This is a genomic window from Candidatus Peregrinibacteria bacterium (assembly GCA_016699755.1).
GTDB lineage: Bacteria > Patescibacteriota > Gracilibacteria > CAIRYL01.
This window is the reverse complement of sequence record CP065009.1, coordinates 636,890-663,173: the sequence shown is the minus strand read 5'-3', so window position 1 is coordinate 663,173 and position 26,284 is coordinate 636,890. Positions and strand designations below refer to the sequence as shown.

At 40.5% G+C, this 26,284-nt stretch carries 23 protein-coding genes and 1 tRNA gene; 6 read left to right on the top strand and 18 right to left on the bottom strand.

Annotated elements, in window-relative coordinates; genetic code table 11:
* Positions 1-61 precede the first annotated feature (61 nt).
* From IPN35_03035 to rlmN, 7 genes are all read right to left on the bottom strand, one after another.
* Positions 62-493, bottom strand: a complete 432-nt coding sequence (locus tag IPN35_03035) for a hypothetical protein (GenBank protein ID QQS59818.1) — start codon at positions 491-493, stop codon at positions 62-64.
* A gap of 23 nt (positions 494-516) precedes the next feature.
* On the bottom strand, positions 517-1,734 hold the full coding sequence (locus IPN35_03030; protein ID QQS59817.1) for a hypothetical protein: 1,218 nt from the start codon (positions 1,732-1,734) through the stop codon (positions 517-519).
* Positions 1,735-1,870: 136 nt separating this feature from the next.
* Entirely contained in the window at positions 1,871-4,495 is a 2,625-nt protein-coding gene (locus tag IPN35_03025; GenBank protein ID QQS59816.1) for a beta-propeller domain-containing protein, read from the bottom strand.
* 45 nt (positions 4,496-4,540) lie between these two features.
* Positions 4,541-5,125, bottom strand: a complete 585-nt coding sequence (locus IPN35_03020) for a 5-formyltetrahydrofolate cyclo-ligase (GenBank protein QQS59815.1) — start codon at positions 5,123-5,125, stop codon at positions 4,541-4,543.
* A complete protein-coding gene (dnaX, locus tag IPN35_03015) occupies positions 5,122-6,657 on the bottom strand; it encodes a DNA polymerase III subunit gamma/tau (protein QQS59814.1) in 1,536 nt (511 codons plus the stop codon). Before dnaX ends, IPN35_03020 begins: the two co-directional genes overlap by 4 nt.
* A gap of 4 nt (positions 6,658-6,661) precedes the next feature.
* Complete coding sequence (locus tag IPN35_03010; GenBank protein QQS59813.1) at positions 6,662-7,483, bottom strand: prolipoprotein diacylglyceryl transferase; 822 nt, start codon at positions 7,481-7,483, stop codon at positions 6,662-6,664.
* 147 nt (positions 7,484-7,630) lie between these two features.
* On the bottom strand, positions 7,631-8,770 hold the full coding sequence (gene rlmN, locus IPN35_03005) for a 23S rRNA (adenine(2503)-C(2))-methyltransferase RlmN (GenBank protein QQS59812.1): 1,140 nt from the start codon (positions 8,768-8,770) through the stop codon (positions 7,631-7,633).
* Between the two features lie 9 nt (positions 8,771-8,779).
* Between rlmN and hisF the strand changes: the two genes are divergently transcribed.
* The gene (gene hisF, locus IPN35_03000) at positions 8,780-9,535 is read left to right on the top strand and encodes an imidazole glycerol phosphate synthase subunit HisF (protein QQS59811.1); all 756 of its coding nucleotides are present in this window, start codon (positions 8,780-8,782) and stop codon (positions 9,533-9,535) included.
* A gap of 54 nt (positions 9,536-9,589) precedes the next feature.
* On the opposite strand, the gene IPN35_02995 is transcribed toward hisF, so the two are convergent.
* The 4 genes from IPN35_02995 to IPN35_02980 all read right to left on the bottom strand — a co-directional run bounded on the left by IPN35_02995 (position 9,590) and on the right by IPN35_02980 (position 14,762).
* Positions 9,590-10,477 (bottom strand): hypothetical protein, encoded by an 888-nt coding sequence (locus tag IPN35_02995; GenBank protein QQS59810.1) that lies wholly within the window; start codon positions 10,475-10,477, stop codon positions 9,590-9,592.
* A 76-nt stretch (positions 10,478-10,553) separates the two neighbouring features.
* The gene (locus tag IPN35_02990; protein ID QQS59809.1) at positions 10,554-11,465 is read right to left on the bottom strand and encodes a hypothetical protein; all 912 of its coding nucleotides are present in this window, start codon (positions 11,463-11,465) and stop codon (positions 10,554-10,556) included.
* 88 nt (positions 11,466-11,553) lie between these two features.
* Positions 11,554-12,369, bottom strand: coding sequence for an ATP-dependent Clp protease ATP-binding subunit (locus IPN35_02985; GenBank protein QQS59808.1), 816 nt, complete (start codon positions 12,367-12,369; stop codon positions 11,554-11,556).
* Between the two features lie 26 nt (positions 12,370-12,395).
* Positions 12,396-14,762, bottom strand: a complete 2,367-nt coding sequence (locus tag IPN35_02980) for an ATP-dependent Clp protease ATP-binding subunit (protein QQS59807.1) — start codon at positions 14,760-14,762, stop codon at positions 12,396-12,398.
* 273 nt (positions 14,763-15,035) lie between these two features.
* Between IPN35_02980 and IPN35_02975 the strand changes: the two genes are divergently transcribed.
* Both IPN35_02975 and IPN35_02970 read left to right on the top strand, forming a co-directional pair.
* Positions 15,036-16,295: a hypothetical protein gene (locus IPN35_02975; protein QQS59806.1), complete on the top strand. Its 1,260-nt coding sequence runs from the start codon at positions 15,036-15,038 to the stop codon at positions 16,293-16,295.
* Complete coding sequence (locus tag IPN35_02970) at positions 16,292-17,242, top strand: hypothetical protein (GenBank protein ID QQS59805.1); 951 nt, start codon at positions 16,292-16,294, stop codon at positions 17,240-17,242. Before IPN35_02975 ends, IPN35_02970 begins: the two co-directional genes overlap by 4 nt.
* Before the next feature lie 5 nt (positions 17,243-17,247).
* Here IPN35_02970 and IPN35_02965 read toward each other — a convergent pair whose 3' ends face one another.
* The 3 genes from IPN35_02965 to IPN35_02955 all read right to left on the bottom strand — a co-directional run bounded on the left by IPN35_02965 (position 17,248) and on the right by IPN35_02955 (position 18,965).
* Entirely contained in the window at positions 17,248-17,952 is a 705-nt protein-coding gene (locus tag IPN35_02965) for a hypothetical protein (GenBank protein QQS59804.1), read from the bottom strand.
* A complete protein-coding gene (locus IPN35_02960; protein ID QQS59803.1) occupies positions 17,952-18,587 on the bottom strand; it encodes a PrgI family protein in 636 nt (211 codons plus the stop codon). Before IPN35_02960 ends, IPN35_02965 begins: the two co-directional genes overlap by 1 nt.
* A gap of 108 nt (positions 18,588-18,695) precedes the next feature.
* A complete protein-coding gene (locus IPN35_02955; GenBank protein ID QQS59802.1) occupies positions 18,696-18,965 on the bottom strand; it encodes a hypothetical protein in 270 nt (89 codons plus the stop codon).
* 217 nt (positions 18,966-19,182) lie between these two features.
* On the opposite strand from IPN35_02955, the gene IPN35_02950 reads away from it, so the two are divergent.
* A complete protein-coding gene (locus tag IPN35_02950; GenBank protein ID QQS59801.1) occupies positions 19,183-20,283 on the top strand; it encodes a hypothetical protein in 1,101 nt (366 codons plus the stop codon).
* A gap of 22 nt (positions 20,284-20,305) precedes the next feature.
* Here IPN35_02950 and IPN35_02945 read toward each other — a convergent pair whose 3' ends face one another.
* Together IPN35_02945 and IPN35_02940 are read right to left on the bottom strand one after the other, a co-directional pair.
* Positions 20,306-21,529 (bottom strand): AI-2E family transporter, encoded by a 1,224-nt coding sequence (locus tag IPN35_02945; protein QQS59800.1) that lies wholly within the window; start codon positions 21,527-21,529, stop codon positions 20,306-20,308.
* The gene (locus tag IPN35_02940; protein QQS59799.1) at positions 21,526-21,927 is read right to left on the bottom strand and encodes a hypothetical protein; all 402 of its coding nucleotides are present in this window, start codon (positions 21,925-21,927) and stop codon (positions 21,526-21,528) included. Before IPN35_02940 ends, IPN35_02945 begins: the two co-directional genes overlap by 4 nt.
* 23 nt (positions 21,928-21,950) lie before the next feature.
* Here IPN35_02940 and IPN35_02935 point away from each other — a divergent pair, with 23 nt between their 5' ends.
* Positions 21,951-23,408, top strand: coding sequence for an NOL1/NOP2/sun family putative RNA methylase (locus IPN35_02935; GenBank protein QQS59798.1), 1,458 nt, complete (start codon positions 21,951-21,953; stop codon positions 23,406-23,408).
* A 398-nt stretch (positions 23,409-23,806) separates the two neighbouring features.
* Positions 23,807-25,012, top strand: a complete 1,206-nt coding sequence (locus tag IPN35_02930; protein ID QQS59797.1) for a MiaB/RimO family radical SAM methylthiotransferase — start codon at positions 23,807-23,809, stop codon at positions 25,010-25,012.
* 20 nt (positions 25,013-25,032) lie between these two features.
* Here the strand turns inward: IPN35_02930 and IPN35_02925 are convergent, their stop codons facing one another.
* Positions 25,033-25,983 (bottom strand): PrsW family intramembrane metalloprotease, encoded by a 951-nt coding sequence (locus IPN35_02925; protein QQS59796.1) that lies wholly within the window; start codon positions 25,981-25,983, stop codon positions 25,033-25,035.
* A 191-nt stretch (positions 25,984-26,174) separates the two neighbouring features.
* Positions 26,175-26,249, bottom strand: a tRNA-Gln gene (locus IPN35_02920).
* Positions 26,250-26,284: the final 35 nt, after the last annotated feature.

Sequence of the window (26,284 nt, the reverse complement as noted above, 5' to 3'; positions counted from 1 at the left end):
GGAAAAGTTTTGCAAGATACGATTTTTTTTCGAAGTCAATCGCCTGAAGTACGACCTAAAATTACTTCTGCCTCTTTCTTCGAAAATACAAAACTGTTCCGCTGGCACCAAGTGCAAGTCCAATAAGTCCGCTCAATATTCCTACGAGTGGCGCTAAAAACTCCTCTCCATCTTCCCAATAATTTTTTTCTCTTCTCTTGTATTTTTCATCGTTACCTTCTTTATAATCATTCTTCCTGTTGAACTCCCTGTATCTATTTTCTGAAGAGGTATTTCTGTGTGTTGATTCATTTTTAGTTCTGTCTTGATCCTCGGTATTTTCTGATATTTCTGGCATATTGGTGTCATTTTTTATGGTTTTATCGTTTGGTGTTGTGGTAGATTGGTTGTTTTCGATTGGACTTGTCGCATTATCTCCAGTGTTTTCAGTTGCAAAACAAATTGGGGTCGTGAACAGAAGCACTATGGCAGGGAAAATAATTATTTTTTTCATAAAAAAGCGGTTTAAAAAATTAATCATGAGGTAATCACTGTGAGGAGATCTTCAAGTGCTTTTTTTTCAGTGGATGCGTCTGGGCGCAGAGCCCTGAGTTCACGCAAAACGGTGTCAATTTTGTCATCTACTTCTCTCCATTGTGCTTTATTTATTGGTTTTAATCGAGCTTCCGCATTATCCCATTCGTATTCCAAATCGCTAACGCGTTTGGTGGCTTCAGATTGTTTTCCTGCATCGAGCAAATCGAGCGTGTTTTGGGTAATGGTTCGAAAAATAGAAAGATCTCCGAGCGTTGCCACCCCTGAAGATGATGTATTTGTCTCATTCTGTAGAATTTCTGTATTTCCTAAAGAAGATTGCCGAATATAATATCCTACTCCTGCTATAACAAAAAGGATGGCGAGCACAACGATTGTCTGCCATAAACCGCCTTTTTGCGCATCTTCTTTTTTCCGCTCTTGATACGACTCATCGACAGTGTCACTTTTTGCAATAGAGAGGTAGGTGACAATACCTAAAATACCGCCAAAAAATACAAGACTTGTTATTGTCGCTCCAAGCCCCAATCCTCCGTGGGCGGGTGACTGGGAAAGATAATCACCAAGAGAAGCGCCGAGGGGTCGAGTTAATATATAGATAAGCCAAAATGATAATATAGAATTGAGCCCCAGTCGCCAGAGAGCAGAAAAAATTGCGATGAGTGCCGCAATAATAATTCCTGTAATGGCATATCCAAGCCCAAGTCCTTCTGCCATAAGATCACCTGCAGCAGTTCCCAATGCAAAGGTAAAAAGGATCGCTAGCCAATAAAATGACTCGCGTTGCATGGTGAAAATAGAATGGATTGAGAGTGTTTTTTCAAAGAGATACCAAATCAAAAATGTCATTCCCAAAAGGATACTAAAAACGATAGTGCTCGTTTCGAGCGGAATTCCCATTGCGTCCGTGAGATTATCTGTTACTAAAGTGCCAAAGACACTAATGAGCATTACGGCGATCCAATATACAGCAGGAATATATTTCTTCGTTTTGAATTGAGCAATGAGCGCAACGATGAGTGATGTTCCAGTTACAATTGAGGTTCCCGTAAGACCAAGATTAAGATTTACATTGAGGAAATCTGCCGCTGTTTCACCAACGGTTGTACAGAGAATTTTAATAATCCAGAAATAAAATGTAATTTTCGGAACTTTATTGATTCCTTGCTGACGAAGCCATGCCAAATGTTGCTTTGTCATTAATTCATAAATAAAAAACATACAAATTCTATCAATCGAATCTGAAGAATTCCTGAAGCAACAACACAAACGGTTTATACTTTCATTTCTGCCTTGGAGCGCTTTCTGAAATGATCTTGGAGCCTTACCTATGTTTTTACTTGGTTTCGCATTGTGAAAACTGCGGATCGTCTGTACAAATCATCTCCTCGTTTTCTGAAGAGCGTCGACATTCACTTGATGTCCAGTAGACGGCTTCGCACTCTGGTTTTGCAATGCACTCCGATTCCGTAAAAATTTCTTCACACGTTCTTTTTTCAAGCTCAAGTGTTTTTATTTTCGAGAGATTTTTCCCTGAAAGTGCAGTAACGACATTTGGTGAAATGGAATAAAATGTGTCCCCAATAAAAAGAATGCGTTGAATATTGAGGTTGTAATCCCCAAAAAAGTATTCTCCAGATTTGAGAAACACATCATTTGAAGCATAGTGTGTTACCGAACCCTTGAGAGAAAAACCATTCTCTGCGTCTACGGTATAAACGCGTGCTCCAGAGAATACGGTTTCAACATCTGCTTCTGAGCCACTTTTTCCATTTTTGTTTTCCGTAATCGTTATGGGAAAGCCAATAATTCCCTTATCCATATCTGCAAGGAGAGCCTTGTGGTTTTGAAGGAGTTCGCTTGTTGTTCCGCGGTATCCAATGATTTCTTTCTGAACTTCTTTCGGATGCTCAATATCGGAAATATCAAAAAGTGAGATTTTCATGCCGAGGACTGCGGTGTAGTAGACAGCAGAATCCGAATGGACTTTATCGGCATCAATGGATTCGTCTACTTCTTTTCCAAATCCCAAGAGATAGCTTTCCCCCCAAGGATGCAGGTAATCTGACCAGCCAGGAATTTTGAGTTTTCCGAGAATTTTTGGACTCGTAGGAGTGAGGTCAATAACGAAGAGGGGATCAACTGTTTTGAAAGTGACAAGATAGAGTTTGTTTCCAAGGAATCGGGCGGATTTCATATTTTCTCCCGGTGCAATGCCATCTATGCGAGAAACTTCTTGAAGATCATTATTAAAAATACTTACTACGGTTTCAGAGAGCGCATTTCCCCATGCCTCTCCGACCTGTGTAGCAATACGAAAATACTCATCATTTTCGCTCATGGAAAACTGATTAATGGGGTGTCCAACTGCTTGTGCCTTTCCCGAAAATTTTACACCGCCTTCTTGCAGTGAAAAACGAAATATATCTGTCTTTTCTGTGCTTTTCCAACCTGAATCGTTTCCCTTTTTCCAATATGTTTCTCCCCAGCCCGTACTGGTGACATATATATTTTTTAGAGAAGCATAGAGAGTTTCTCCTCCTCCGAGAACAGTTTCTCGAGATGGTTTTTTTGTCTCATCTTGAGTGTTAACGGTGAGAAGGGTGAGAAGATTTGCGGAAGGGAAATTGGGAACATATCGAATTGTTCCACATGTTATTTTTTCCGGCTCAGAAGAAACTGAATCCGTTATTAAGGGGAGTTCTTTCTCGAGCAAAATAGGATCAAGATTCCCTCCCCAAAAAAAGTTTCCACTCGAAACAGCAACAAAAACATTCTCGTCGATACGTCGTGAAGAAAGATAATTTCCTTCAAGGGAAACAGAACGAACTTTTTTTGGATTCTTTCGATCGGAAACGTCATACACGAGAACAAGCACTTTTCCAGAATATGAAGGAGCAAAGGACATCTCATCGGAGTAAAAATGAATGCGAGGTGTGCCTCCTTCCGTCATCCTTGTTACTCCAATAAGTGTGAGTCGATCTCCATCGAGAAACATTTCTTGAGGAGTGATATTTTCCTCTGCTAATGAGATAGTGGAATCTTCGGCAAGCTCTTCTGGCGGATATGCGCGAACAATGTGGACGGCATTATTTTTTACGAGAAAAATATGTGAACCGTCATTTTTTACAATGTCCGCCTCATCAACTCCTTCTTCCTGCACATTCGTTCCCGAGAAATCATCATCGGAACCTTCTAGGCGCGCGCTTACTGTCTCATCGCTTGTGGATTCATCAATAGCCATATCTTTTGTCATAACCATATCAATATCGCCTTCTCCATTTTTATATTCTATACCAGATCGAAGCGTCTGTTTTTTGAGTTGCACAGAGAGTTCTTCACAGTTTTGAAGAAAGGGGAGCTCGCCAAGAGTTTTATTTTCTACTTCGTGTCCGGTGGTGATTCCCCAGATCATTTGCGCCATTTCTCCACGTGTAAGAAGTGCTGATGAACTCTGAACAGAACCAGGAAAAACTCGTTCACGCAAAATGGCGTTTACATACGGGAGATACCACTCCTCTCCTTCATTTTTGTCAGTATGAATATCATATACATTGGCGATAATTTTTGCGGCATCCCGAAAGTTAATGGGTTCATGTGGGCGAAAGGTGTTGTCGTTGTATCCTTGAATAATATTGTTGTTCACAGAAAAACAGACATAGGGGAAAAACCAGTCTTTTTCTGAAACATCATAAAAATCTTTTTCTGCCTCACAATTCTCTGCAGAGAAATTTGTCTTCGCCTGCAAGGCAATTTTGAGGAATTCTGCACGGGTAACATCTTTTTCTGGTCGAAACGTACTATCTTCAAACCCGTTCACAACTCCTTCTTCTTGAAGAAAAGTTACAGCTTCCGAGGACGAAGTCCCAGAAATATCCGAAAAAGGCGTTCCTTCCGCAAACCCCAATGGGATAAAAAAAAGCCCTGCTATCGCAAGAGAGAAGAATCGAAGGGAAATCATGTCACAGGGAAAAAGACGAGAGAAACATAGCACATTCCCCAAAAATTAAAGAGAATATTTTTCCTTTGGAGCAATTTGGTATGTTTTTTTTTCGGTAACAACTCTATCCATAGGAATATCGTGCGCGTCAAAATGATGGACACTGTTTGTGAGAATACTGCTTTCAAAGCAAGGGGCTAATTTTATTCCAGAAATATTGTGCAAAAATCGGTCGTAGTAGCCCTTTCCAAACCCTATTCGAAATCCTGTATTGGCATCTACCGCAATAGCCGGAATGAAAAGGAGATCAAATGAATCCTTAGGCATTTCTTCGGCAGATTCAGAAGGACAGAGGATTCCGTATTTTCCAGAAATAAGTGTCTCCAATGTTTCTACTTTCTTGGGAATAAGAAGGTGGTCTTTGGGTGATACATAAGGGAGTGCGTAGGTTTTTTTGGGAAATTCATGAAGAAGTGTAAAAATATCTGGTTCTCCCCGAAACGGAAAAAAAAGGAGAATTGTTTTGGCACTCTGAAACTCGGGAAGTATGGAGATTTGTTTTCGAATTGCTTCACTTTTTCTTTTTCGATCTTCTTCTGAAATAGTTTCTCGTTGAAGAAGGAATTGCATCCGAAGACTTGTCTTGGTCATGGATGAGAAATGCAAAAAATTTCGCGCATCGCTTCTGGGGTTGCTTTTTCGGTACTTAATGGCTCTACTGGTTCTAAAGAAACAGGTTTTGTTTTCGTTTTTACCGAGACACCCTCTCCACATATTTTTCGAACGGCATCCAAAAGACGTGCAAAGCGATCTTGATTTTTTGCTTGTTCTTCAAATGAATGCGAAGAAAACGTAATAAGAATTTCTGTATCTGAACTGGGTGTGGCAGTTGCTTTCTTGAGAAGCATGCCCAGTACGGCATCATCAAGATTTCTGAGAACTTCCGACCATTTTTTTGAAAAAGACTCAGCAGTATTTTCTCCGTGAGAAGGAAAAATGGGTTCAGAGATGTTTTTTTCCTCCTCGGGAGCTGGTTTTGATGATGGAGCAGGACTTTGCGTTGATGAGGGCGGAGTCAGCTTTTCTGGCAGATTTTGTGTTTCAGGAAGCGTTTTATTCTCTTTTATGAAATGAGGACTTTCTGTTCGAAAGATTTCTTCACAAAATTGGGTACACTTTACTGTTGCAATTTCCAAAGGAAATCCGGGGATAATAGCATCTCGTAATTCGCGACGAGCAGTATCGAATGCATCAATAAAAAAGAGGATTGTCCTTAATTCCTCTTGTTTTGGAGGAATAGAAAGCGCATGCGCGATCATTTTCTTGCGAAGAAAATCGAGGAGTTGTTCTAAAAAATTTTCAAAAGGAATACCAGAGGAAGAAATATGTCCAAGAGTGTTGAGCGCCTCTTCTGTATTTTTTTCCTCAAGGCAATCAAAAAAATGCGCAACATCTTCTTCGCCGGTCATCCCTAATTCTTCCTGAAGAAATTTTGCGGTAAGTGTTTCATCAGCAGAAACTTGCTCAAAAAGTCCAATCGCATCTCGCAAGCCGCCTTCTGCTCGTTTTGCAATAAGGAATAGTGCTTCTTCTTCTGCAATAATCCCTTCTTTTTCAGCAATTTCCTTGAGTCTCTTTACAATTTCTTCTGTAGTAAAACGCTGGAATGAGAATACCTGACATCGACTTCGAATTGTTTCTGGTACCTTGTGAAGTTCTGTAGTAGCAAGAAGAAAATATGCATGTTGAGGAGGTTCTTCTATAGTTTTTAAAAGTGCATTAAAGGCTTCTTTTGTGAGCATGTGCACCTCGTCGATAATATATACTTTTCGTTTGCCAAGTGTGGGAGAAAAGTGGATTTTCTCAATGAGTGCACGAGCGTGTTCTATTTTTCGATTGCTGGCACCATCAATTTCAATGAGGTCAACAAAATTGCCCGCATTTGCCGCTTCACAGTGTTCACACGCGTTGCAGGGGTCTCCATCTTCTTTTGGATTTTTGCAGTTGAGCGCTTTGGCGAGAATACGTGCGATACTTGTTTTTCCCGTTCCTCGAGAACCAAAGAAAAGGTAGGCATGAGAAATTTGCTCCTTTCGAAGTGCCGCTCGAAGTGTATGTCGAATGAACTCTTGTCCTACAACTTCCGAAAGAGTTTTTGGTCGATATTTTTGGTAAAGAGACATTGAATTACGAAGAAATAGTGTTGAGGAGAGGTTTTTTCTTTCGTGAGAAAAAAAGAAGTAAGGCGGCGACGGAAATACAAACTCCAAATATTTGGGGGAGGCGAATGTCTCCTACCATGGCAACTCCATCCCCACGAAAAAATTCGAGAATGCTCGTGAAGATACCGAGGAGAAAAATCATGGCGGCAAAAAACTTTCCCGATGGCCATCGTTGCCAGAGCTTCTGTTGCCAGAGACGCCAGCCAATAAAAAAAATGAGCGTGTATACAATAGTGGCATACAGCTGAACAGCATAAATTTTTCCAGAGTAACGAACATCGAGCAGATCGTATTGGGTGACAAAAGGAAAGGGGAGTGCATCTGGTGCTGGACGACCATACGCCCATCCTGAAAAATATCCCCCGAGTGAAACAAAAATACTCACCACAATTCCGGGAAGAATAAATGTATCGAGCCAAACAAAGAATTTTTCTTTGCGCCAAAGCGCAATAAGAATAAATACGAGGAAGAATCCTCCCAATGCCCAGTCCGCCTGAATGCCTCCATTCCCAATAAGGAAAAAGCTCTGGAAACGTGAGATTACGCCTTCTCCTTCTTCTCGATAGGAAAGCGAAGACCAGAGCGAAAGAAATGCGCCAAGGCGCCCCATAAAAAGAGGAATAACAACAAAAAAGAAAAGGTGATCGCTTAAGAATTTAAGAGAGACCTCTTCATCACGAACAGTTCGAATAAGAACGACTGATGCCAAGAGAACACCAATAAAGGCGACAATGCCTCCCGTCGGTATAATGAGCGGACCGATTGGAATACTACCAAAAGAGTTCACAGGAGAAAAAGAGAACGACTTAGAGTATGTCAATTCAGACGACAAGTTGCAAGCGTTGGGTTGTGTGGGTGGTGATCTCGAATCAATAAAGCAAGATATATTCTTGTTTGTCGTATTTTTTGTGGTTATTACAGCTATATGTTTTCTTCATGAATTTGAATGTGTTTCGCTTTCTTTTTCTTGTGCTGCTAGTTGTCCGCAGGCACCGGCAATATCATCTCCATACAGGGCACGGATGGTGGAAGGAATATTATAGTTTTTTTGGAGAAAATCTTGCATTTTTCGAATGTGATCCATAGATGGCTTTCGATATTTTTCGCGACTTGGTCCTGGGTTCCACGGAATAAAATTCACATGTGCAGATCGGTGTTGGAGTAGCTCTCCCAGCGCCTCCATTTGTTCTTTTGTATCATTCACTTCGCGGAGTACTGTCCATTCATAAAAAATACGGCGACCGGTTTTTTCCGTATATTCATCGAGTGCGGCAAAAAGTTTTTTTAGCGGAAAACCTTTATTCATAGGAACAATTTGCCCCCGAAGTTCATCGGTGGCGGCGTGAAGTGAAACTGCCAAATTGGGAAGGCGTTCTAGTGAGAGGAGTTGGGGAATGTGTGCGGCAATACCGACAGTAGAAATAGTGATGTGTCGAACGCCCAAATTCATTCCTTCAGGTGACTCAAATATCTCGAGTGCTTTTTTAACATTTTCAAAATTGAGGAGCGGCTCGCCCATTCCCATGAAGACAATATTCCGCACACGATATTCTGGAGGTGTTGTTTCAAGATTCCACTTTTTTTCGGAATTTTCTTCTTGCCACTTTTTTTTGAGTGAACGCGCAAAGAAAAGAACTTGCTCCACAATTTCCCGATCCGTTAGATGCCGAGTAAAACCAAGTGCTCCGGTAGAACAAAAGCTGCAATTTGCGGCACATCCAACTTGACTCGAAACGCACACAGTATTTCTTCCTTTGTGTTTCATGAGAACAGCTTCCGCCTGTTTTCCATCTGTAAGTCGAAAGAGAATTTTCTCTGTCTCTTCTCCCTGAAGATGTTTTACCTTTTCGAAGCTTGAAAAGGGAATTTCTTGAATGAGCTTTTCTTGAAGGGCTTTTGGGAATACGCTCATTTCCTCAAATGCACTAATAAATTCTCGAAAGAGTGCTCTTCGAAGCTGTTTCTTTCGAAATTCTTTCTCGCCAATAATCCACGTGTCTGGGTACATATCGGTGAACATGGTATCTTTTTTCTCCTTGGAAGGCGAGTTTTGTGGTATACAAGAATTCCTCATTTTCTTTCCATGCTTAAAAAACGAATTATTCCTTGTCTCGATGTTCAAGACGGACGGACAGTGAAAGGAGTGAATTTTTTCGATTTGTGCGATGCAGGTGATCCCGTAGAACTTGGAAAACGATATGCAGAAGAAGGTGCGGATGAACTGATTTTTCTCGATATCACGGCAACGCATGAAGAGCGAAATACAGCTATCGATCTTGCGGAACGAGTATCCCGAGAAATTAGTATTCCTTTTACTATTGGCGGCGGAGTTCGATCTGCAGAAGATTTTTACGCCATTCTTCGAGCAGGAGCAGATAAGGTTTCTGTGAATTCCGCCGCAGTAAAAAATCCAAATCTTATTTCAAAGTGTTCCGAAGCTTTTGGGGCGCAAGCCGTGGTGGTTGCTATTGATGCAAAAAAACAAGGAAAAGAATGGGAAGTTTTTGTTTCTGGAGGGAGAAGAGGAACCGGAAAAAACGTGCTGGATTGGGCACGACAAGCAGAGGAATTTGGTGCCGGAGAAATCCTCCTCACCTCCATGGATCGAGATGGTACAAAGGAGGGGTTTGATATTGACCTCTTAAATGCCGTATGCGAGCAGGTAAAAATTCCCGTCATTGCCTCGGGAGGAGTGGGAAGCACAGAACATTTTTTGGAAGTGTTTTTAAAAACACCAGCAACTGGAGCATTGGCGGCGAGTGTCTTTCATTTTGGTGACATTGCCATTCCAAATTTGAAGAAGATGCTTTCTGAAGAAGGCATTCCTATTCGTTTATAAAAAAAATCCCAGAAATATTCTGGGATTTTTTGAAAGCTGTTTCTCGAGGATTATTTATATGGTAGGAACACTATTATCTTCCTCTTCACTACTGTCTTCTTCTCCCTCGTCAAAATTTTCTTCCGTGGAGGGATCTCCGTAGGTTTCTTGCTGTTTCTGTTCTTGTATGCTTTTGAGAAGTGATTCCCGAATACATTTTCGAAGGTCTTCTGTATTTTCCTCAAGGCATGAGGTGACGAGTTTTCGAAGATCAATTTTCTTCTTCCCTTCCTCATTTCCTTTTTTATCTTGGGAGATAGATCTTCCATTACTGAATCCTCCATTTTCTTCTTCATTTTGCATGTTCTTTTGTAATTTCATATTGCGAGGAGCATTTGTTTCTGAGAGACCGCTTCCTTGTGTTTCAGCAATTTTCTGAAGGAAATCTCGAACACACTCCTTGAGATAATCGGGGTGATTTTCTTGGCAATATCGAATTGCTCTTTGTCTTCGCTCTCCCCCCCATTTTTTTTGCACTTCTTCCCCCTGAAATATGTCTCCTTCTTGAGCATCACTTTCTGTAGCGTCTCCTTCTTCATTCCGGCTTTGAAGTTCATCTTGCCACGCGCTTTGCTCTTCAGAAAAATCGGAGCTTTCGTTTCCCGTTTCAGGAGAGAATTCACGACCTGTCTCATTTCCTCTCTTTGGAGGGAACATTGGCGCACTCTCATGTGGACCGTCGTCTTGGAAAGACCCTCGAAAGCGCGCTCCTTCTTTTACACCTCTTTCTTGCTGAGACTGGAGATTTTGATTTTCTCCATTTCCCCTTTCGCTGACAAGAAGTGGTCTATGAAAAAAGTCGGCTGATTGATTGTGCGATCCATCCCCAGAGAGTACGAAAAGCGCGCCAAAAAGACCGAGACTCATTCCGCCGAGGGCAGAAAAAATCATTTTTTTATCCATGTGTGTTTATGAAATATTGATTACATTATAAACTATTTTTTATAAAAAACAAATTATTTTAGTAAAATTGAGAACTTTACCATGTTAATGCATATCCTTCTTCTCCAAAAAGAATAAGGAGTTCGTTTTCATTTTCTCCACACTCCAAGCGAAACTCCTTTTTTGATGAGAGCTTTCCATGAAAGATCTCTCGGATTCTTTCTCCAGAAATATCCATACTTCCAAAACGAGCCTCCTCATTTTTTATATCCGAAAAAAAAAGAGCATCTTCTTTGCAAAGTGCTATATGATCAAGAGGGAAAAAGAAGGGGAGTTTTTTTGGTAAAATATCTGTTTTTGTAAATGAAAAGAGAGTATCTTCTTTTTCAAAAAATAGGATTTCTGGAGACATGACACGAACAAGCATATCTTTTCCAGAGGCGATTTCGTACTTCCTCTTTTTTTGCACAAGGATCAAAAACAATTTGTCTGGTGTTTGGAGAAGAAGATCATTTCCAAAAGGAAGAAGCGAAAGAGGATTAATATTAAAAAATTTCCCTATTTTTTCTGTTTCGCCATTTGGGAGCAAATGAACAACGGTTTCGTTTTCTTTTTGGAATTGGTATTGACTCTTATCTAAAAGGCTGACAGAGAGTGTATCATTTTGGGGTTTTGGGATTTTTTCGGGAGAAAGGGGACTGAGCATGGGGATTTTTTGAAGAACTGGTGACCACGAAATAGTTTTTCTCCAAGGAATGCTCATCTCTTCACAGGCTGCTTCATAATTCTTTTTGCTGAGACAAAAGCGCCTTTCTCCTTGTGGAATGTGAAGAAGACAGGGATTTTCTGTGCAGGAAAATGTTCGAAAATGTGAAGCATCTACTAAAAATGGAGGATTCCCAGAGATAGAGAGCATTCCTCGATTTCCCCAAAAAAACCACCAGAGAATCCCCACAAATGCCAAAAAAATAAGAATGGCAATGAGGAGTTTTCGATTCTGTTCTTTCATAAAAAAAATACTTCTTCTCCAGTATATACTTCTTTGTAAGAAAAATTCCGAAAAATGGGAAACAAGTACTTCTTCTATTGGAATTATACTATTCTTCTACAATGCGTCCATCCACAAATCGGATATGTTTCTCTCCATTTTGAGGAGGTATTTCATTTTCTGGTTTCGCATTTCCATTGAACATTTTTCCAAAAAACGATTCTTTTTGTTCGGGAGTTTTTTCCTCATATTCGTTTAGTGTTTCCTCTGGATTCTGCTTTTCGGATTCTGCCAATTTTTCTTGGGGAACCGTTTCTTCAATTTTTTCTTTCAGATTTTCTCCGAGTGGTTCTTGTTCAAGAACGGCAAACGGATCAATTATTTTTTCCTGTGCATCAGCGACATCTTTTCGAAAATGAAGACGAGAGCCGTCTTTTGCGAGATCAATATAAATAGTATCTCCACTTTCAAAATCCCCTCGAATGAGCGCATCAGAAAGAGGATCTTCTACATATTGTTGAACAGCTCGACGGAGTGGGCGTGCTCCAAATGCAGGATCATATCCTCTCTCAGAAATAAACATCTTTGCTTCATCAGAAATACGGATTTGCATATTTTTTTCTTTCAACATTTCTCGTGGCTCCCGAAGCATGAGTTCGACAATTATTTTGAGTTCGTCCTTGCGAAGTGGATGAAAAAAGATGATTTCGTCAAAACGATTGAGGAGCTCTGGATGAAAAAACTTGAGAAGTTGAGGAAAAACTTTTCCTTTGAGATGTTTTTGAAATTCTTCATCGTTTGCTGGAAAATCGATTTCTAAATTTTCTTCTGTTTCGGCAAGAGGAGAGACAAAAGCATTTTGTCTCGCAGAAGTTTCTGCTGGGTTTTTTATTGTTTCATCTGGTGTTGTATTTTCGGTATCCATGACGGAAAAAAAAGTGAAGAGATTTCTTATTGCTTTTCATCTGTTAGTCCTTCCCAAAAATCATTTCCAAGCTCTGGAGAAGGAGATTCTGGTGGATTTTCTGGTGATTCTTGTGCAGGAAAAAAAGGCTTTGTGTCCTCCTTTTGAGGGAGATTACGATCACTTTCATCTGAGGCATTCACTTCTATTTTTTTGATTTCCTGTTCTTTTCGGAGCTGTTCATCTTTTGCCTCTTGTTCTCGGATGCCTTTTTCGGCTCGTTTTTGCTCTGCACGTTGGAACTCTTTCATATTTTCGAGTTGTTGCCAGTAGATGGCATATTCCTTCGTAATAATTTCTGAAGAAAGGTTTGAGGTACAAATAATAATGGTATGTTTAAAACTAATAAGCCGACCATGATTATCTGTAAGTCGCCCATCATCTAAAATCTGGAGTAAAATATGAAAGACATCGGGATGTGCTTTTTCCACTTCATCGAGAAGAACAATGGAGTACGGATTTTTTCGAACCGCTTCGGTGAGTTCTCCTCCTTTTTCATATCCCACATATCCTGGTGGTGGTCCAGTAAGACGCGCCACGGCGTGTTTTTCCATGAATTCCGACATATCAAACCGAATGACCGCTTCTTCTTTTCCAAAGAGCATTTCGGCAAGCGTTTTTGCAAATTCTGTTTTTCCTACTCCAGAAGGTCCCATAAAGAGAAAAGAACCAATAGGGCGCTTTGGTTTTCGAATACCGCTTCGTCCTCTGCGTACTGCAGATGCTACGATTTTAACTGCATAATCTTGTCCAATGAGGCGTTGATGGAGAACATCTTCTAGGCTCAGGAGACGACTTGCTTCTGATCCTGCAATATGATTGAGAGGAATACCACTCCATCGAGAAACTACTTGAGCAATATGTTCTGGCTTAATTTCATCATGGCTTCGCGATTTCTCTTCTTCAAAGTGCGACCGAATTTCTTCAAGCTGTCTTGTCTTTTCATTTATTTCTTGTTCAAGTCGTGTAAGTTCCTCAATGTTCACTACTCCTTTTGCACGCTCGCGTTCGGCGCGGAGTTTCTCGATTTCTTTTTCCATATCCTTCTCCTTTTCGGGAGTCGAAATAGAAGGCATGCGCGCCATAGCGGCGGCTTCGTCAATGAGGTCAAAAGCTTTATCTGGCAAAAATCGGTCGGCAATAAATCGATTTGAGAGGAGAATAGCAAGACGAATGATATCATCGCTTATTTTTACTTTATGAAAGGCTTCGTACTTATCGCGCGATCCCTGAATAATTTGGAATGTTTCGTCAAAACTGGGCTCCGGAACAATAACTTGCTGAAAACGTCGCGAAAATGCCGGATCATTTTCAATAAACTGATGGTGTTCTGCTGTAGTGGTAGCACCAATACAGTGGATTTCTCCACGAGCAAGAGGTGGTTTTAAGATTTGTGCGGCATCTCCCGCGCTTTCTGCGGAAATGAGCGTATGGATTTCGTCGATAAACAAAATAACTTCTCCGTTACTTTTGACTGCTTCTTTAATGACGCCTTCCATGCGTTGTTCAAAATCTCCTCGGTGGCTTGCTCCTGCCACAAGGCTGTTAATGGAGAGAGAGATAATCCGTTTTCCCTTCAAAACTTCTGGAACATCTCCTCGTACAATACGATTGGCAAGTCCTTCGACAATGGCAGTTTTTCCTACTCCTGGATCTCCAATGAGGAGCGGATTGTTTTTTCGTCGGCGCGCCAAAATATGGATAGTTCGCTCAATTTCTTCTGCACGACCAATGACGGGATCAATTTTTCCTTCTCGTGCTTGTTGGCACATATCAATACCAAATTGATCAAGGAGCGGTGTTCCTTCGCCAATGAGAACGTCTTTTTTTTGTCCCATTCCCACAACATTTTCTACTTCTTGTGAAACAACTTCTGCGGTCAATCCAAATTTTTTAAGAATATTCACCGCAACGCCATCGCCTTTGGTGAGTGCAATAAGGAGATGTTCACCAGCAGTAGCATGATGACGCCATTTTCTCCGTTCTGCATCCGATTCAAGTAAGACGTTTTTTGTACGAACGGAAAAGGGAAGAAACTTATCAGGATTTTTATTTTTCCCTGTGCGAACCTCTTTTCGCGCGGCACCTTCCAATTCTTCCAAATCAATTTTGAGTCCCTCAAAAATCTGTTTGAGAACCTGATCTTGTTTTGCATTACGGATCATTCCAAGAAGCACATGCTCGGTGTCAATATCTACTGCTTCGGCATTTCGTGCTTCTTCATTAGAAAAAATGAGAATACGACGTATAGAATTGCTGAAGAACTCATCAATTGCCCGAAGCGAATTTGGTGGCGGTGATGTTTTAATTTCCTCTTTTCTAGTGGAATCGGATCCTTTTTGTGGTTCTGGCATTTTGTGTTTGGTGAATTTTCTTTCTATTATCTCATTTTTTCCCTTCTTTTTCAACCTTTATTCATGACTCACTTTTGGATTTTTTTAGGAAAAAATAGAGCTCTGAAAAGTAAAAATGTTAGATATTTCTTGAATTAGTGACCAGCTTTTTGATTTTAAACGTCAAAAATTTGACAATAGAAAGAATCTAGTGAAAAATTCTAATCAAAAAAAATTCTTGCGGTGTTTGAATTTCCCCCCCTCTTAATCGCTCTCGCTACCTTTATCTTCGTTTTGAGTGCGATTATTTTTGAGTGGCTCGATAAGGCACTTGCAACAACCATTGGCGCCTTTATTCTCATTCTTTGTAGAGTAATTAATCCCGAAGATATTGAGGAAATGATTGATTTTCGGACGATACTCCTTCTCCTTGGCATGATGCTTCTTGTCGAGGTTGTACGTGAATCAAAACTGCTTTCGTGGATTAATATTCAGATTTTAGAAAAAACGCGGGGGAACCCGCTTTTTTTATTTTTCCTGTTTGCGGGAATGACATTTTTCTTCTCTACGTTTCTCGCAAATGCAACCACAATGATGGTGCTTGTACCAATTACACTTGCCATTACACGCGGAATGGGGCTTGATCCGAAACCGTATCTTATTGGAGAAATTGTCTTTTCCGATATTGGTGGTGCACTCACCTTTATTGGTGATCCGACAAATGTTCTCATCGGTTCCGCAAACCATTTCTCTTTTATGGATTTTCTCCGCTATAACTCAATTCCTATTTTTATTATTTCCTTTATCGTCATTGGTGTTTTGTCACTGAAATACTGGAATGCTGTGTGTCCGATTCGCGGAAGTATTCCAAAAATGTTTCTAACATATCTTCTGATGGAAAAAATCCGCCGTCAGTTTGCAACAGAATTTTTTCACCGAAATTTTGCTTTTGCTTCTGCGGGCGTTTTGGCAGTTACCGTTTGTGCGCTTGTATTCGATTTTTTTCATCTTCCTATTGAGTTTATTGCGCTTCTTGCTGGCGTTTCAGCAATTTGTATTTCACAGAATTTTGTTTCAACATCCGCAGTGTTATCCCGAGTAGATTGGCATCTTCTCGTTTTTTTCGCAGGGCTCTTTCTTCAGATTGGTGCCCTAGAAAAAGTTGGTGCGCTTATTCCTGTGAGCCATTTTATTGCTCTGCACTCAGATTCTATCTTTGAACTTTCCATGTTCGTGCTTTGGGGAATTGGGCTTCTCTCTGCTTTTGTTGAGAATATTCCACTCGTGGCGATGATGATTCCTGTTCTCACCCCAATTCTTTCTGGTGGAGAATTTTCGGGAGACACAAATTTTGTTTGGTTTGCCCTTTCTCTTGGTGCTTGTCTTGGCGGAAATGGATCACTCATTGGCTCCTCCGCGAATATGGTTGTTGCGCAAATTGCAGAACGAAATGGTGTAAAAATTTCTTTTTGGGAATACTTTAAAATTGGCTATCCGCTCACAATACTTTCTCTCGTTCTCTCTTCTCTCTTCCTCTTTTTCGCAACGCAATGAAGAATATCGTTACGACGATTTCGGTGCTTTTCCGCGAATGTGAGCAGATATTCGGTTCACGCGATTTCTCTTTTCTTGCTATCGAGAGTCTTCGCAAAGCAGTTGTCGATTACAAAGGGACACGAAAGGAGTTTTGTATGGAAACAGAGAAAATGGTGGAAATTGTAAAAAATACTTCTCCGCGGATCGCTCTTTTAATAATGATGTTTTTTCGTGTTTTTGAGGAATTTGAAGATTTTTGTCGTCAAAATCCAAATGCCTCGCTTGATGAGTATGAGGAAAAAATGGTGGAGATTATTGATAACGTAGAGGAAAAACGAAAAAAAAGCGTCGAAAAACTCCTCGCTTTTTCCCATGAAGTGCTCAAGAATCGTGATCGAATACTTCTTCACGATGCGAGTCATACCATTTTTGACATCCTTCTTGAGGTAAAAAGAGGAGGAAAAAAACTTGAAATTGTTGTGGCAGAACAAGAGGCAGAAAAAACGGCGAATATTATCCGATTTCTTGCAGAACACGATTTTTCTTTTCGTGTCATTCCTGAATATCTTCTCTCTTACGTTCGAGAGAACGTTGATTGCTGTTTTGTTGGCGCAGTAACGGTGAATTCACTTGGTGAAGTTGTAGGTGACGCAGGAACAAATTCTCTCGTTTCACAGATGCGTGCGTGGAAAATTCCGGTTATCGTTCCCCTGACTACAGACAAGTTCAGTCTTTGGGATGCAGAACGAAAGCATCACTCTTATAAGGTGGTAAAGCGAGAATCTGTAAATGCAACAGAGTATGACAAGCTCATCTATTCACACGATCGTTATCCAGTAGAGTGGGTATCGAAATTTATTACAAATAAAGGTGTTTTAACTGCGGAAGAACTTCAGAAAATGTACGATACCTATTATGAAAAAAGCTCCTCATGGCGTGTTCTTTTAAAAAGAGGAGACTCATGATGAACTTACATCGGCAAAATATGTTCACCTGCGAGATTCACTAGTTTTTGGTTTCGGGCAGTGCTCGGGTTATAAATCTGGTAAAAGAGTTCTACAATTTCGCTTGTTCCAAGTTCTACAACATTGAGTCCACATCCTTCTAAACCAGCACGGGCAATGTTTACTCGTTGCAACAATTTTTTGTGGAGCTTGTCAAATTCTCGGTGTCGCATGCGAATATTCTCAAGACTATCTTCTGGGCTAATGCTTTGAACAAACAGTTTAAACATGCCTCCTCCTTGTGATCGAATGGGGTCATGCGGAATGATGACATAAAAATTTTTTTCCATAATGTCTGCGTATTCTACGAGTTTTTTGATATACTCAATATACTCAAGTGTTTGCTTTCGGAGTAGAGGATTTTGTTGAGTTTTTGCGGTTTTTGTAAGATTTGCAACGTACACATCAATGTCGAGTTTTCGGGAGCGCACTAGGATTTGTATAGGAAATTCTAGCGTGTTGACAAATCCTTGGTACGCATAAATGAGCGCATTTTGTTCTTCTATTGATTTGAGGTTGAAATTCACAGAAGAGGTTTTTAAAATAGCACGTACACCACCATTTTTAAGAACGGCGACGCCATCTCGAATTTCTGAGATCGGAAGAAAACGCTGAGTGCTTGCCTCAGGAGAACTTTTTTTTTGCCGGACAGTTTTGTCGTTTGTCTCCATTACGCTTTTTTGGGATTTTGAAGGGTGTTGACTTGTCCCGAGCGAAGGGGGGCTTGGTTTCCACGGATGGCAGAAATTTTCTGATCTTCTTGGAATTGCTGAAGTCGTGCGTCGTGTCGCATTTTATCATCCTCATGAAGTGCTGTTGCTGCTAAATAATGATCTTCCGCATTTGCTGTGGGAGAATCCTTCTGTTCATCCAAAACACCAGAAGAAAAGTCGAGTGCTTTTGAAATCTCTTCAAGATGATCGATACTCACTTCTTTTGTGTTTTCATCTTCATCTTCATTCTCTTTCTTTGACACGGAGGGGGAAGGAAAACGAAAAAGGAATTGGGTTGATTGTCTTTTGTCCCAAACTCGTTTATTGGGAAGGATAATTGTTTCAAGCATGAGGAGAATCCATTTTGTAAAACTGATACCGCGAATTTCTATAAATGCAAAAGCGACAGTAAGTAAAGAGATAATTGCTATCGGAGGAAGCCAAACACTCATGTAATAGCTCTTACTAAGAATCATATAAAGTGTGTAGGCAATACCACCTCCTATAGCGCAAATAATGAGTTGGCGCATAGTGATGGGACCAATAATGGTGTCTTCCCGTTGAACATCCTGTGGAATTTTGTATTGGAGCATGTCTTTTTCGTTTTTGTTATTTTCCTCCTATTGTACTGTTTTTTTTAGGTTTCTTCAATCAGTTCTGATTTGGAGTTTTTGTGTATGGAAAATCATAAAATATACACTCTAAAATTTTTTTTCAGAAGGTTTTTTCTTATCATATCTACGCAAACGCTCTATTATCTCATTGGGATCTTCTCTTCCGTGTGAAAGCAGACGATCCATTTCTTCGGGAGAAATCCCAATCTTTCTTGCAAGAAAATGGGGATAAGATACTAGGTTATGATGAGGATTGCAATGGTTGTTTCGAAATACGCCCTTTCCTTCTGTTTCCAACATCGAAATGAAAAATAAAATTTTGCCGATACTTTTAAATGAATAGTTTATTTTCGTCAAGGGAAAAAAAGGGAGTAAGAAAACAATTCCAAAGACTTTGAGAGGAAAAATATGGAGAAAATTTCTTTCTGTAAATCCAAATCCAAAAAATTATTTTCCTTTGTCTACTTCTTAATATTTCCATAGTTTTTGGGAGTTTTTTTGTAAAATACAAAAAAGTACTTGATTTTCCTTTCTGCCCAAGTATACCCTATGGGGGTATTTTTCACGAAAAAAGATGAAATTCAGCGAAGCACTTTCCGCCCTTGAAGTTCGATGGTTTATGTCGAGTATGGCAACTGGCGCGGTAGGAATTCTTTGGACAAAGATGTCGGTTTTTCTTGTTCAGCCGTGGATGAATACACTTGGTGTTGTACTTCTGTTTCTCGCGTTTTTCCTTTTTCTTATTGCGAGTGTTGGATACGGATTTCGGGTGATTTTCTTTTGGGAAAACGTAGAGAAAGATTTTCTTTCGCCTTCTACTGCAAAGTTTTTTTCGGGTATTAGCATTTCTCTTGCGGTTTTGAGTACTGGGGTATCGCTCGTATTCGTTCCCCAAGGAATTTTGGGTCATACATTTGGTATGTATCTCGCCGGAATATTCTATGTGATTGGTTTTGTATTGGGGATTTTCTTTTTGCTCGCAACGTGTTCGCAGACAATTATTTCTCACGAAACAGAAATGAAGCATGCTATTGGAGTATGTCTTTTGCCGCCGGTTGGTGTATTTGTAAATATTTTTTCTGGGAACTTCTTTGCGACTACTTTTCTTAAGGGGACAGTATTTTTAAATATTATTGGTTTGATTCATTTTTTTCTTTTAGGACTGCTTTTTTTACTCACTGCTTTTGTTCTTACGTTTATTCTTTTTCGTCTGAAATTTGCTCCTTTGCCTCAAAAAGAAATGGCTCCAAGTTTTTTTATTCCACTCGCTCCTGTAGGAGTTTTGACCATTGCCTCTGTGAGTCTTCTCCCTTTGCTTTCTGAAATTCTTCCGTATAAAGCTCTTTTGACGAATGCCTTGTATCTCTTGCTTCCTGTCTTTTTGTCATTCGGATTTTTTTGGTTTTTGATTATTTTGCGGGTCATGACGAACTACATTAAAACAGAAGGAATTCCCTATACGCTTGGATTTTGGGCGCTTGTGTTTCCTCCTGCTGCACTCGGAACAGGGACATTTGTCGCAGGAGGCTTTCTCCCTGGAATGGGTTTTCTCTCTTGGATTGGGGTTCTTCTCGGAGCTCTTTCTTTGGCTCTTTGGGGATTTGTTTTTACGAGAACCCTTTTGGGAATTTTCAGCGGAAGAGCATTCTCTCGTCCGGTCTGTCTTAAAAAATAAAAGACTTTCGAAAAAGAGATCACTATTTTGCGTTTCGCATGGTGTAGTCTCGTACAAAAATAGAGAGAATGGTTGCTACTGGCACTGCTAAAATCATTCCAAGAACGGGATTGATAATATTCGGAAAACTTGCACCAGCAATAAGAGCGATAATAGTCACGACAGGAGGAAGTCCAACCGACCTCTTCATAACGAAGGGAACAATGAAATTCCCTTCAATAAACTGTAAAAAAACGCAAAATATAACAAGCCCTACTCCCGAGGCAATCGATTCATTAAATGCGATAGGTGCAGAAACCGTAAAAGAAAGCAGTGGACCAAGGTAGGGAAGGAATTCGGCAATTCCAAAAACCATGGCAAGGGTGAGTGCGTATTCAACTCCAATAATATTAAGGGAAATATAGGCAATGCCTCCAATAACAAAAAAGAGAATAATTTGCCCATGCACCCATTCTCCAATTTTTACCTGAACGAGATGGAGTTTTTCCGTGAGATACGCCTGATGACGAACCGGAAAAAGCGATTGAAAAAAGTCATTGAGATTTTTTCGGTCGAGCACCAAGAAAAACGTGAGGAGGAAGGTGAGAACAAACTCAAAGGCAAAGCCAAATGTTCCTAAAATAAGCTGAAGTCCTTTATCGGCAAAATTGGAGAGCCGAGAGCCGAGTTGATCGATGTTATCGACAATGGTTCGGAAAATCTGTTCTGAATTTGTATTTCCGAGAAAGCTGCTCAAGAATTCCTGCACTTTTTGGCGTAAGTCAGAACCTCCTGCATCGGTCATAAAATGGATGCTCCGAATCCACTCTTCAAGTGATGTTGCAATCTGTCCGAGCTGATCGGCAATAATAGGAACAAGTTTCGCAATGAGGAGTATTAAAAATCCAAAGACAAGAAAAAAGAGAAGAATAATGCCAAATCCACGAGGAATTCGCCACGATTCCAATTTATTCACCGCAGGATTAAACGCGGCGGCAAGAAAGAGCGAAAGGAGAAACGTAACAGCAATATCAACAAGTTGAACGGCAACCTTACTCAGAAGAATAACGCCCATCACAATGAGCGTTGCTTTAAAAACAGAGAGGAGTGAAATTTCAAGCATCACGGGTTGATCTGGATTCCGAAAGGATGGTGGAGCTGGCGCTTCAGATTCTATTTTCATCTGTGCTCGTCGATCGTCAATCTCCTTTTTCCACTTTCGAAAATGTTGATTTGCCTTTTTAAGGGTGTCGCCAATGCGTTTCATGAGAAAGTGGGGAGAGAGAGATAAACAGTGTTCTCATCAGTTGTAAGAAAGGAGATGAGCGTATCGACAATAATCCACGAGAGGAGAACCACTACAAGTCCAAGAAGAGTATTTTTTATTGTTTTGACACCGCTTTCTTTATCTTCCATGATGCTTCCAAAGATAAATTTATATCCTCCAATCATAAGGAGAATAACAGCGACCCCTCCAGCAATAAAGACGAGAAAACAAATAAGATGAAGCACAAAGGTAATAAGATCTTCCCAATGAATATTTCCTGTTTTTATTGCGAGCGCGAGGCTATCGGGAATAATGTTCAGTTCACACCCTGCAGCGAGTGCTCTTTTGGGAATAAGGAGTATTCCTCCCCAGAGGAGAATAGAAAGAATCTTTTTCATGAAAAAAGTGTACAATACCCTCCATGAAAGACGCAACGGGACCATTGGCTTTTTGGAATCGATACCAAAAGATATTGGGGAACGATTTTGACGCATTTTATGCGGCACAACATGCTTCACTTCCAAAAACTCTTCGGGTCAATACTCTTCGAAATACGGTTCCAGAGTTTCTGGAATGGGCGAAAAAATATCATCCAGATTGGAAATTAACGTCACACCCTTTTTCTTCTGAAATTTTTCTTATTGATCGGGATCAACGTCACCATCCCCTTGGAAAGAATCTTGGGCATATACAGGGACGCTTTTATATTCAGGAGGCGAGTAGTGCGCTTCCTCCGTTGGCGCTCAAGGTTGTTCCAGGGCAACGCGTTCTCGATATAGCATCGGCACCAGGGAGCAAATCCACGCAAATAGCAGGGCTTCTTCAAGCACAAGGAAGCCTGTTTTCAAACGAATTTTCGGGAAGCCGTATCAAAGTACTGGCGGCAAATCTTCAGCGATGTGGCGTACCAAATGCAATTGTATCCCATCTTTCGGGAGAGCGTTTCGGGAATCTCCTTCCAGAATATTTTGATCGTATTCTTGTCGATGCCCCCTGTACGGGTGAGGGGACATTTCGAAAAGACAGAAATGCACTTTTAAACTGGTCATTACAGAGAATTTTAGCGGCGGGAAAACTTCAAAAATCTCTCCTTCGTTCCGCTTTTCAGGCATTGAAACCTTATGGAATTCTTGTGTATTCCACTTGTACGCTTGCTCCAGAAGAAAATGAAGGAGTTCTTCGTTCTCTTCTTGCAGAGTTTGGAGATGCTGTTGAAATATGCGATCTTTCGGGGCTTTTTTTAGAAGCGCATCGCGCACAGGGGCTTTCGGAGTTTGTATCGGAACAGTTTTCTTTTGCGCCAAAAGTGCTTCGTGTATGGCCACATCTTTTCAATTCCGAGGGTTTTTTTGTTGCGGCAATTCGTAAAACAGAGTCTCTTAGAAACTCCAAACACCTTCCCCCTCTTCGAAAGGAAAGAGCAGGATCTCTTCAAATTCTCCCCGAAAAACACTCTCAAGAAATTCAAAAAGCATTCTCTTCTGCTTTTCAGTTTTCCCTTCCTCCCCATATTCTCATAGCAGAACGAAAAGGGTTTTTGTGGGGAATTCCTCAGGGGGCTGAGGATGCGATGCCCCTTCTTTCTCCAGATCGTCCCGGAATTTTGCTCGGAAAAATGCATCGAAATAAACTCCGTATTTCTCACGAATGTGCTGTTGCTTTTGGCGTTCATTTTTCTGGAAATCTTGTTCTTGAGTGTTCTGCGGAAGAAGCACGGGCATTTTTAAGAGGAGAAAACCTTGTATCTCCTCCTCATCTTCCTGAAAAAGCAGATATTCTTTTGCGTTTTCAGGGTCTTCCTCTTGGGCTCACAAGAAAAGTAGAGGGGAGTCTAAAAAATAATCTTCCTCGAAATTTTCTCATGGAAGATGTTCACTGAGGAACACTAAGAATTCTTCGAATTCATACAACAAAAAATCAGATGGCGCTTCCAAGAAAAAAGAAGAAAAGTCCTGAAAAGAGCGCAATATCTCTTCTTTTTTGGCAGAGATCAACATGAAATTTTTGGATGAGTTTTTTCTCAAACGGAGGAAACAGGAGAAGCGAGATTCCAAAAAGTCCTAACACTTGGAGTGGGTTTTCTCGGAATAAGAAAAATAGAGCTTCAAGAAATGCAATTCCACCCAAGAGGAAAAAAAATTCCGAGGAAATATGCATGTTTCTGTGTTTTTTTGGTGTGTTTTTTTTCATATTGTTTTCTCCATTATATCAGAGAGAAGATTGTTTTTATACTCCCTTTGTTCAAAAATACGTATACTCTTTGGGAGTTTTTTTTTGATGAAATTTTTCTTCAAAACTCTTGGCTGTAAAATGAATTGGCTTGATTCTGCTCGTCTTTCTGCAGGGCTTCAGCTTGCGGGGCATACTGAGGCGCAAAATGAAGTAGAGGCGGATATTATTTTTATCAACTCTTGTACAGTGACAGCTCGAGCAGATCGGCAGAGTCGACAAGAGGCGAGTCGAGCAATGCGAATCAAAAAAAAAGTAGCGATTTTTGGATGCGGACCAAAAGCAGATTCTGAGATATGGAAAAAGCATTTTCCCAATCTCCTTATTTTTTCTGATGATACTCATTTTCGTTCGTTTTTTCAGATTCCTGAGGAAGCCAATGAATGTCTCGCTTCCACGAATCGAATGCGAATTCCCATTGCTATTCAGAATGGGTGTGATAATCAATGTACGTTTTGTATTACGCGTATTGCGCGTGGAAAAACAGAAGACATTCCATCTGAACTTCTTTTGCGACAAATTTCTCGAGCAGAATCTTTGGGGGTACGAGAAATAGTTTTGACCGGAATTCAATTGGCAAGTTGGGGATGCGGAAACTCCGAATGTTTTCCCGAAAAGACAAAACTTCCCGTGCTTCTTGAAGAAATTTTGAGACACACAACACACCTTCGAGTCCGTCTCAGTTCTTTGGGACCACAGTTTTTACGGAAAGAATTTTTTGAAGTATTTTCGCATCCAAGAATTTGTGATCACCTTCATCTTTCTGTGCAATCTGGCTCTTCTTCGGTGCTCAAAAAAATGAATCGTGGACACGGAAGAGAAGAAGTCTATTTTGCCGTGGAAAACGCTCGAAAGAAACGTCCAAATGTTGCTATTACGGGAGATTTTATTACGGGATTTCCAACAGAATCGGGGCAAGATTTTTTGGAAACGGAAACTCTTGTCACAAATCTTGCATTTGCAAAGCTTCATGTTTTTCCTTTTTCTGCGCGAACGGGAACATCGGCATCAAATTTTGCTGGGCAGATTCCTGTTTCCATTCGGAAAGAGCGTGCCGCAATGCTTCGAAAAACAGGAGATAAGTTGAGAAAAACATTTCTTGCTCAACAAATGGGACAACTTCTTGAGGTACTTGTGGAAGGGGGAGGTCAGGGAACGAGCGGAAATTACATTCGTTTAAAAGGAGAAAATGCTCCTTTGGGGGCGATTCTTCCAATACACCTTACTCCCAAGAATATTGCGGAAGATTTTTAAAATCTCCTTCTTGGTAGAGTTTATGTCTGTGGAACAAATACCTCATGCGTCTCTAGGTGTCCATAGCGAACTTGGTGTTCTTTTTTGTTGAGGAGATACGAGAGATACGAAAATCCAAAGACAAGAATCATGGGGAGGAGGATCCAATGAATTTGAATATTCTCTCCAGAAAAATGCATGGTTTGTTCAGTAAAGAGTGAGGCAAACTGTCCAAGCGTTCCAATTTCAAGCAAGAAATCGTAGGCACCGTGAATAGTCATGGCAAGAAGAAGTCCTACTGTGACCATTTCATCACGAAATACTGAGGTTGGTCGAAAGTTTGCAATGCGATGAAGAAAGAAGGGGAGTGCAGGAGTTTTTCCTTTCCGAACTCGCTCGCTGAGCACTGGTTTTGCAAAGTATCCGAGTCCATAAAAATATCCGTAAATTCCAGAACAAAGAATATGGATAAATACGACAAAAATAGAGCGTACGACAAAAAGGGTCACTAAATTTTCCATATCCCCACGAACCATAAGGAGAAAGAAGTATCCAGCATTTTCAAGAAAGGCAAATCCGAGTGCTCCGATAATAGAAAATTCAATCACATCATCAATAGACTCAAATATATTATGATCAACCTTCTTCACCACCCAATGTTTTGCGTATTCTTCAAGGAATCCTACTGAGAGAAAAACAAGCAGACTCGAGAGGAGAACGTTTCCAATTTGTACTCGAATGGCAGAATCAAAATCGTTTGGCTCGATAACAAAAAAGATAAGATCGAATCGAGCGCCCCAAAAAAATTGATACGAGAGAATAATCGCTCCTGCAAGCATTCCCGCACAAAAGGTAGCAAAAATACTTCCCCAGCGTCCCCTGTGGCGAGGTCCAAAAATAAGAAACCAAACAACAGTGGGAATGAGCGCAAGTGCTAAACAGAAGAAAAATTCTGTAGGACGCTCTGCTGCCCGTAAAAAAATATCAATCATGTGTGTGTTTTGTGAATGGTGTTTCTGTTGCGTTATTAAATTTTAAAATAATAACATAACAATGTCAAACAAATGGAGGTATCTAATAAATTGCATTTCTCAACAACTTCATGATTTTTTTATCATCGCTCTATTCATCCACATCAAAAAAAGGAGAAAACGAAATGCAACTCCTTTAACATTTGAGAAAATGGCTGCCCGGGTTGGGATCGAACCAACGAATGGCGGATTCAAAGTCCGCTGCCTTACCACTTGGCTACCGGGCACTGTTTTTTTTGGCAACCAAACTCTTTGCAAATAC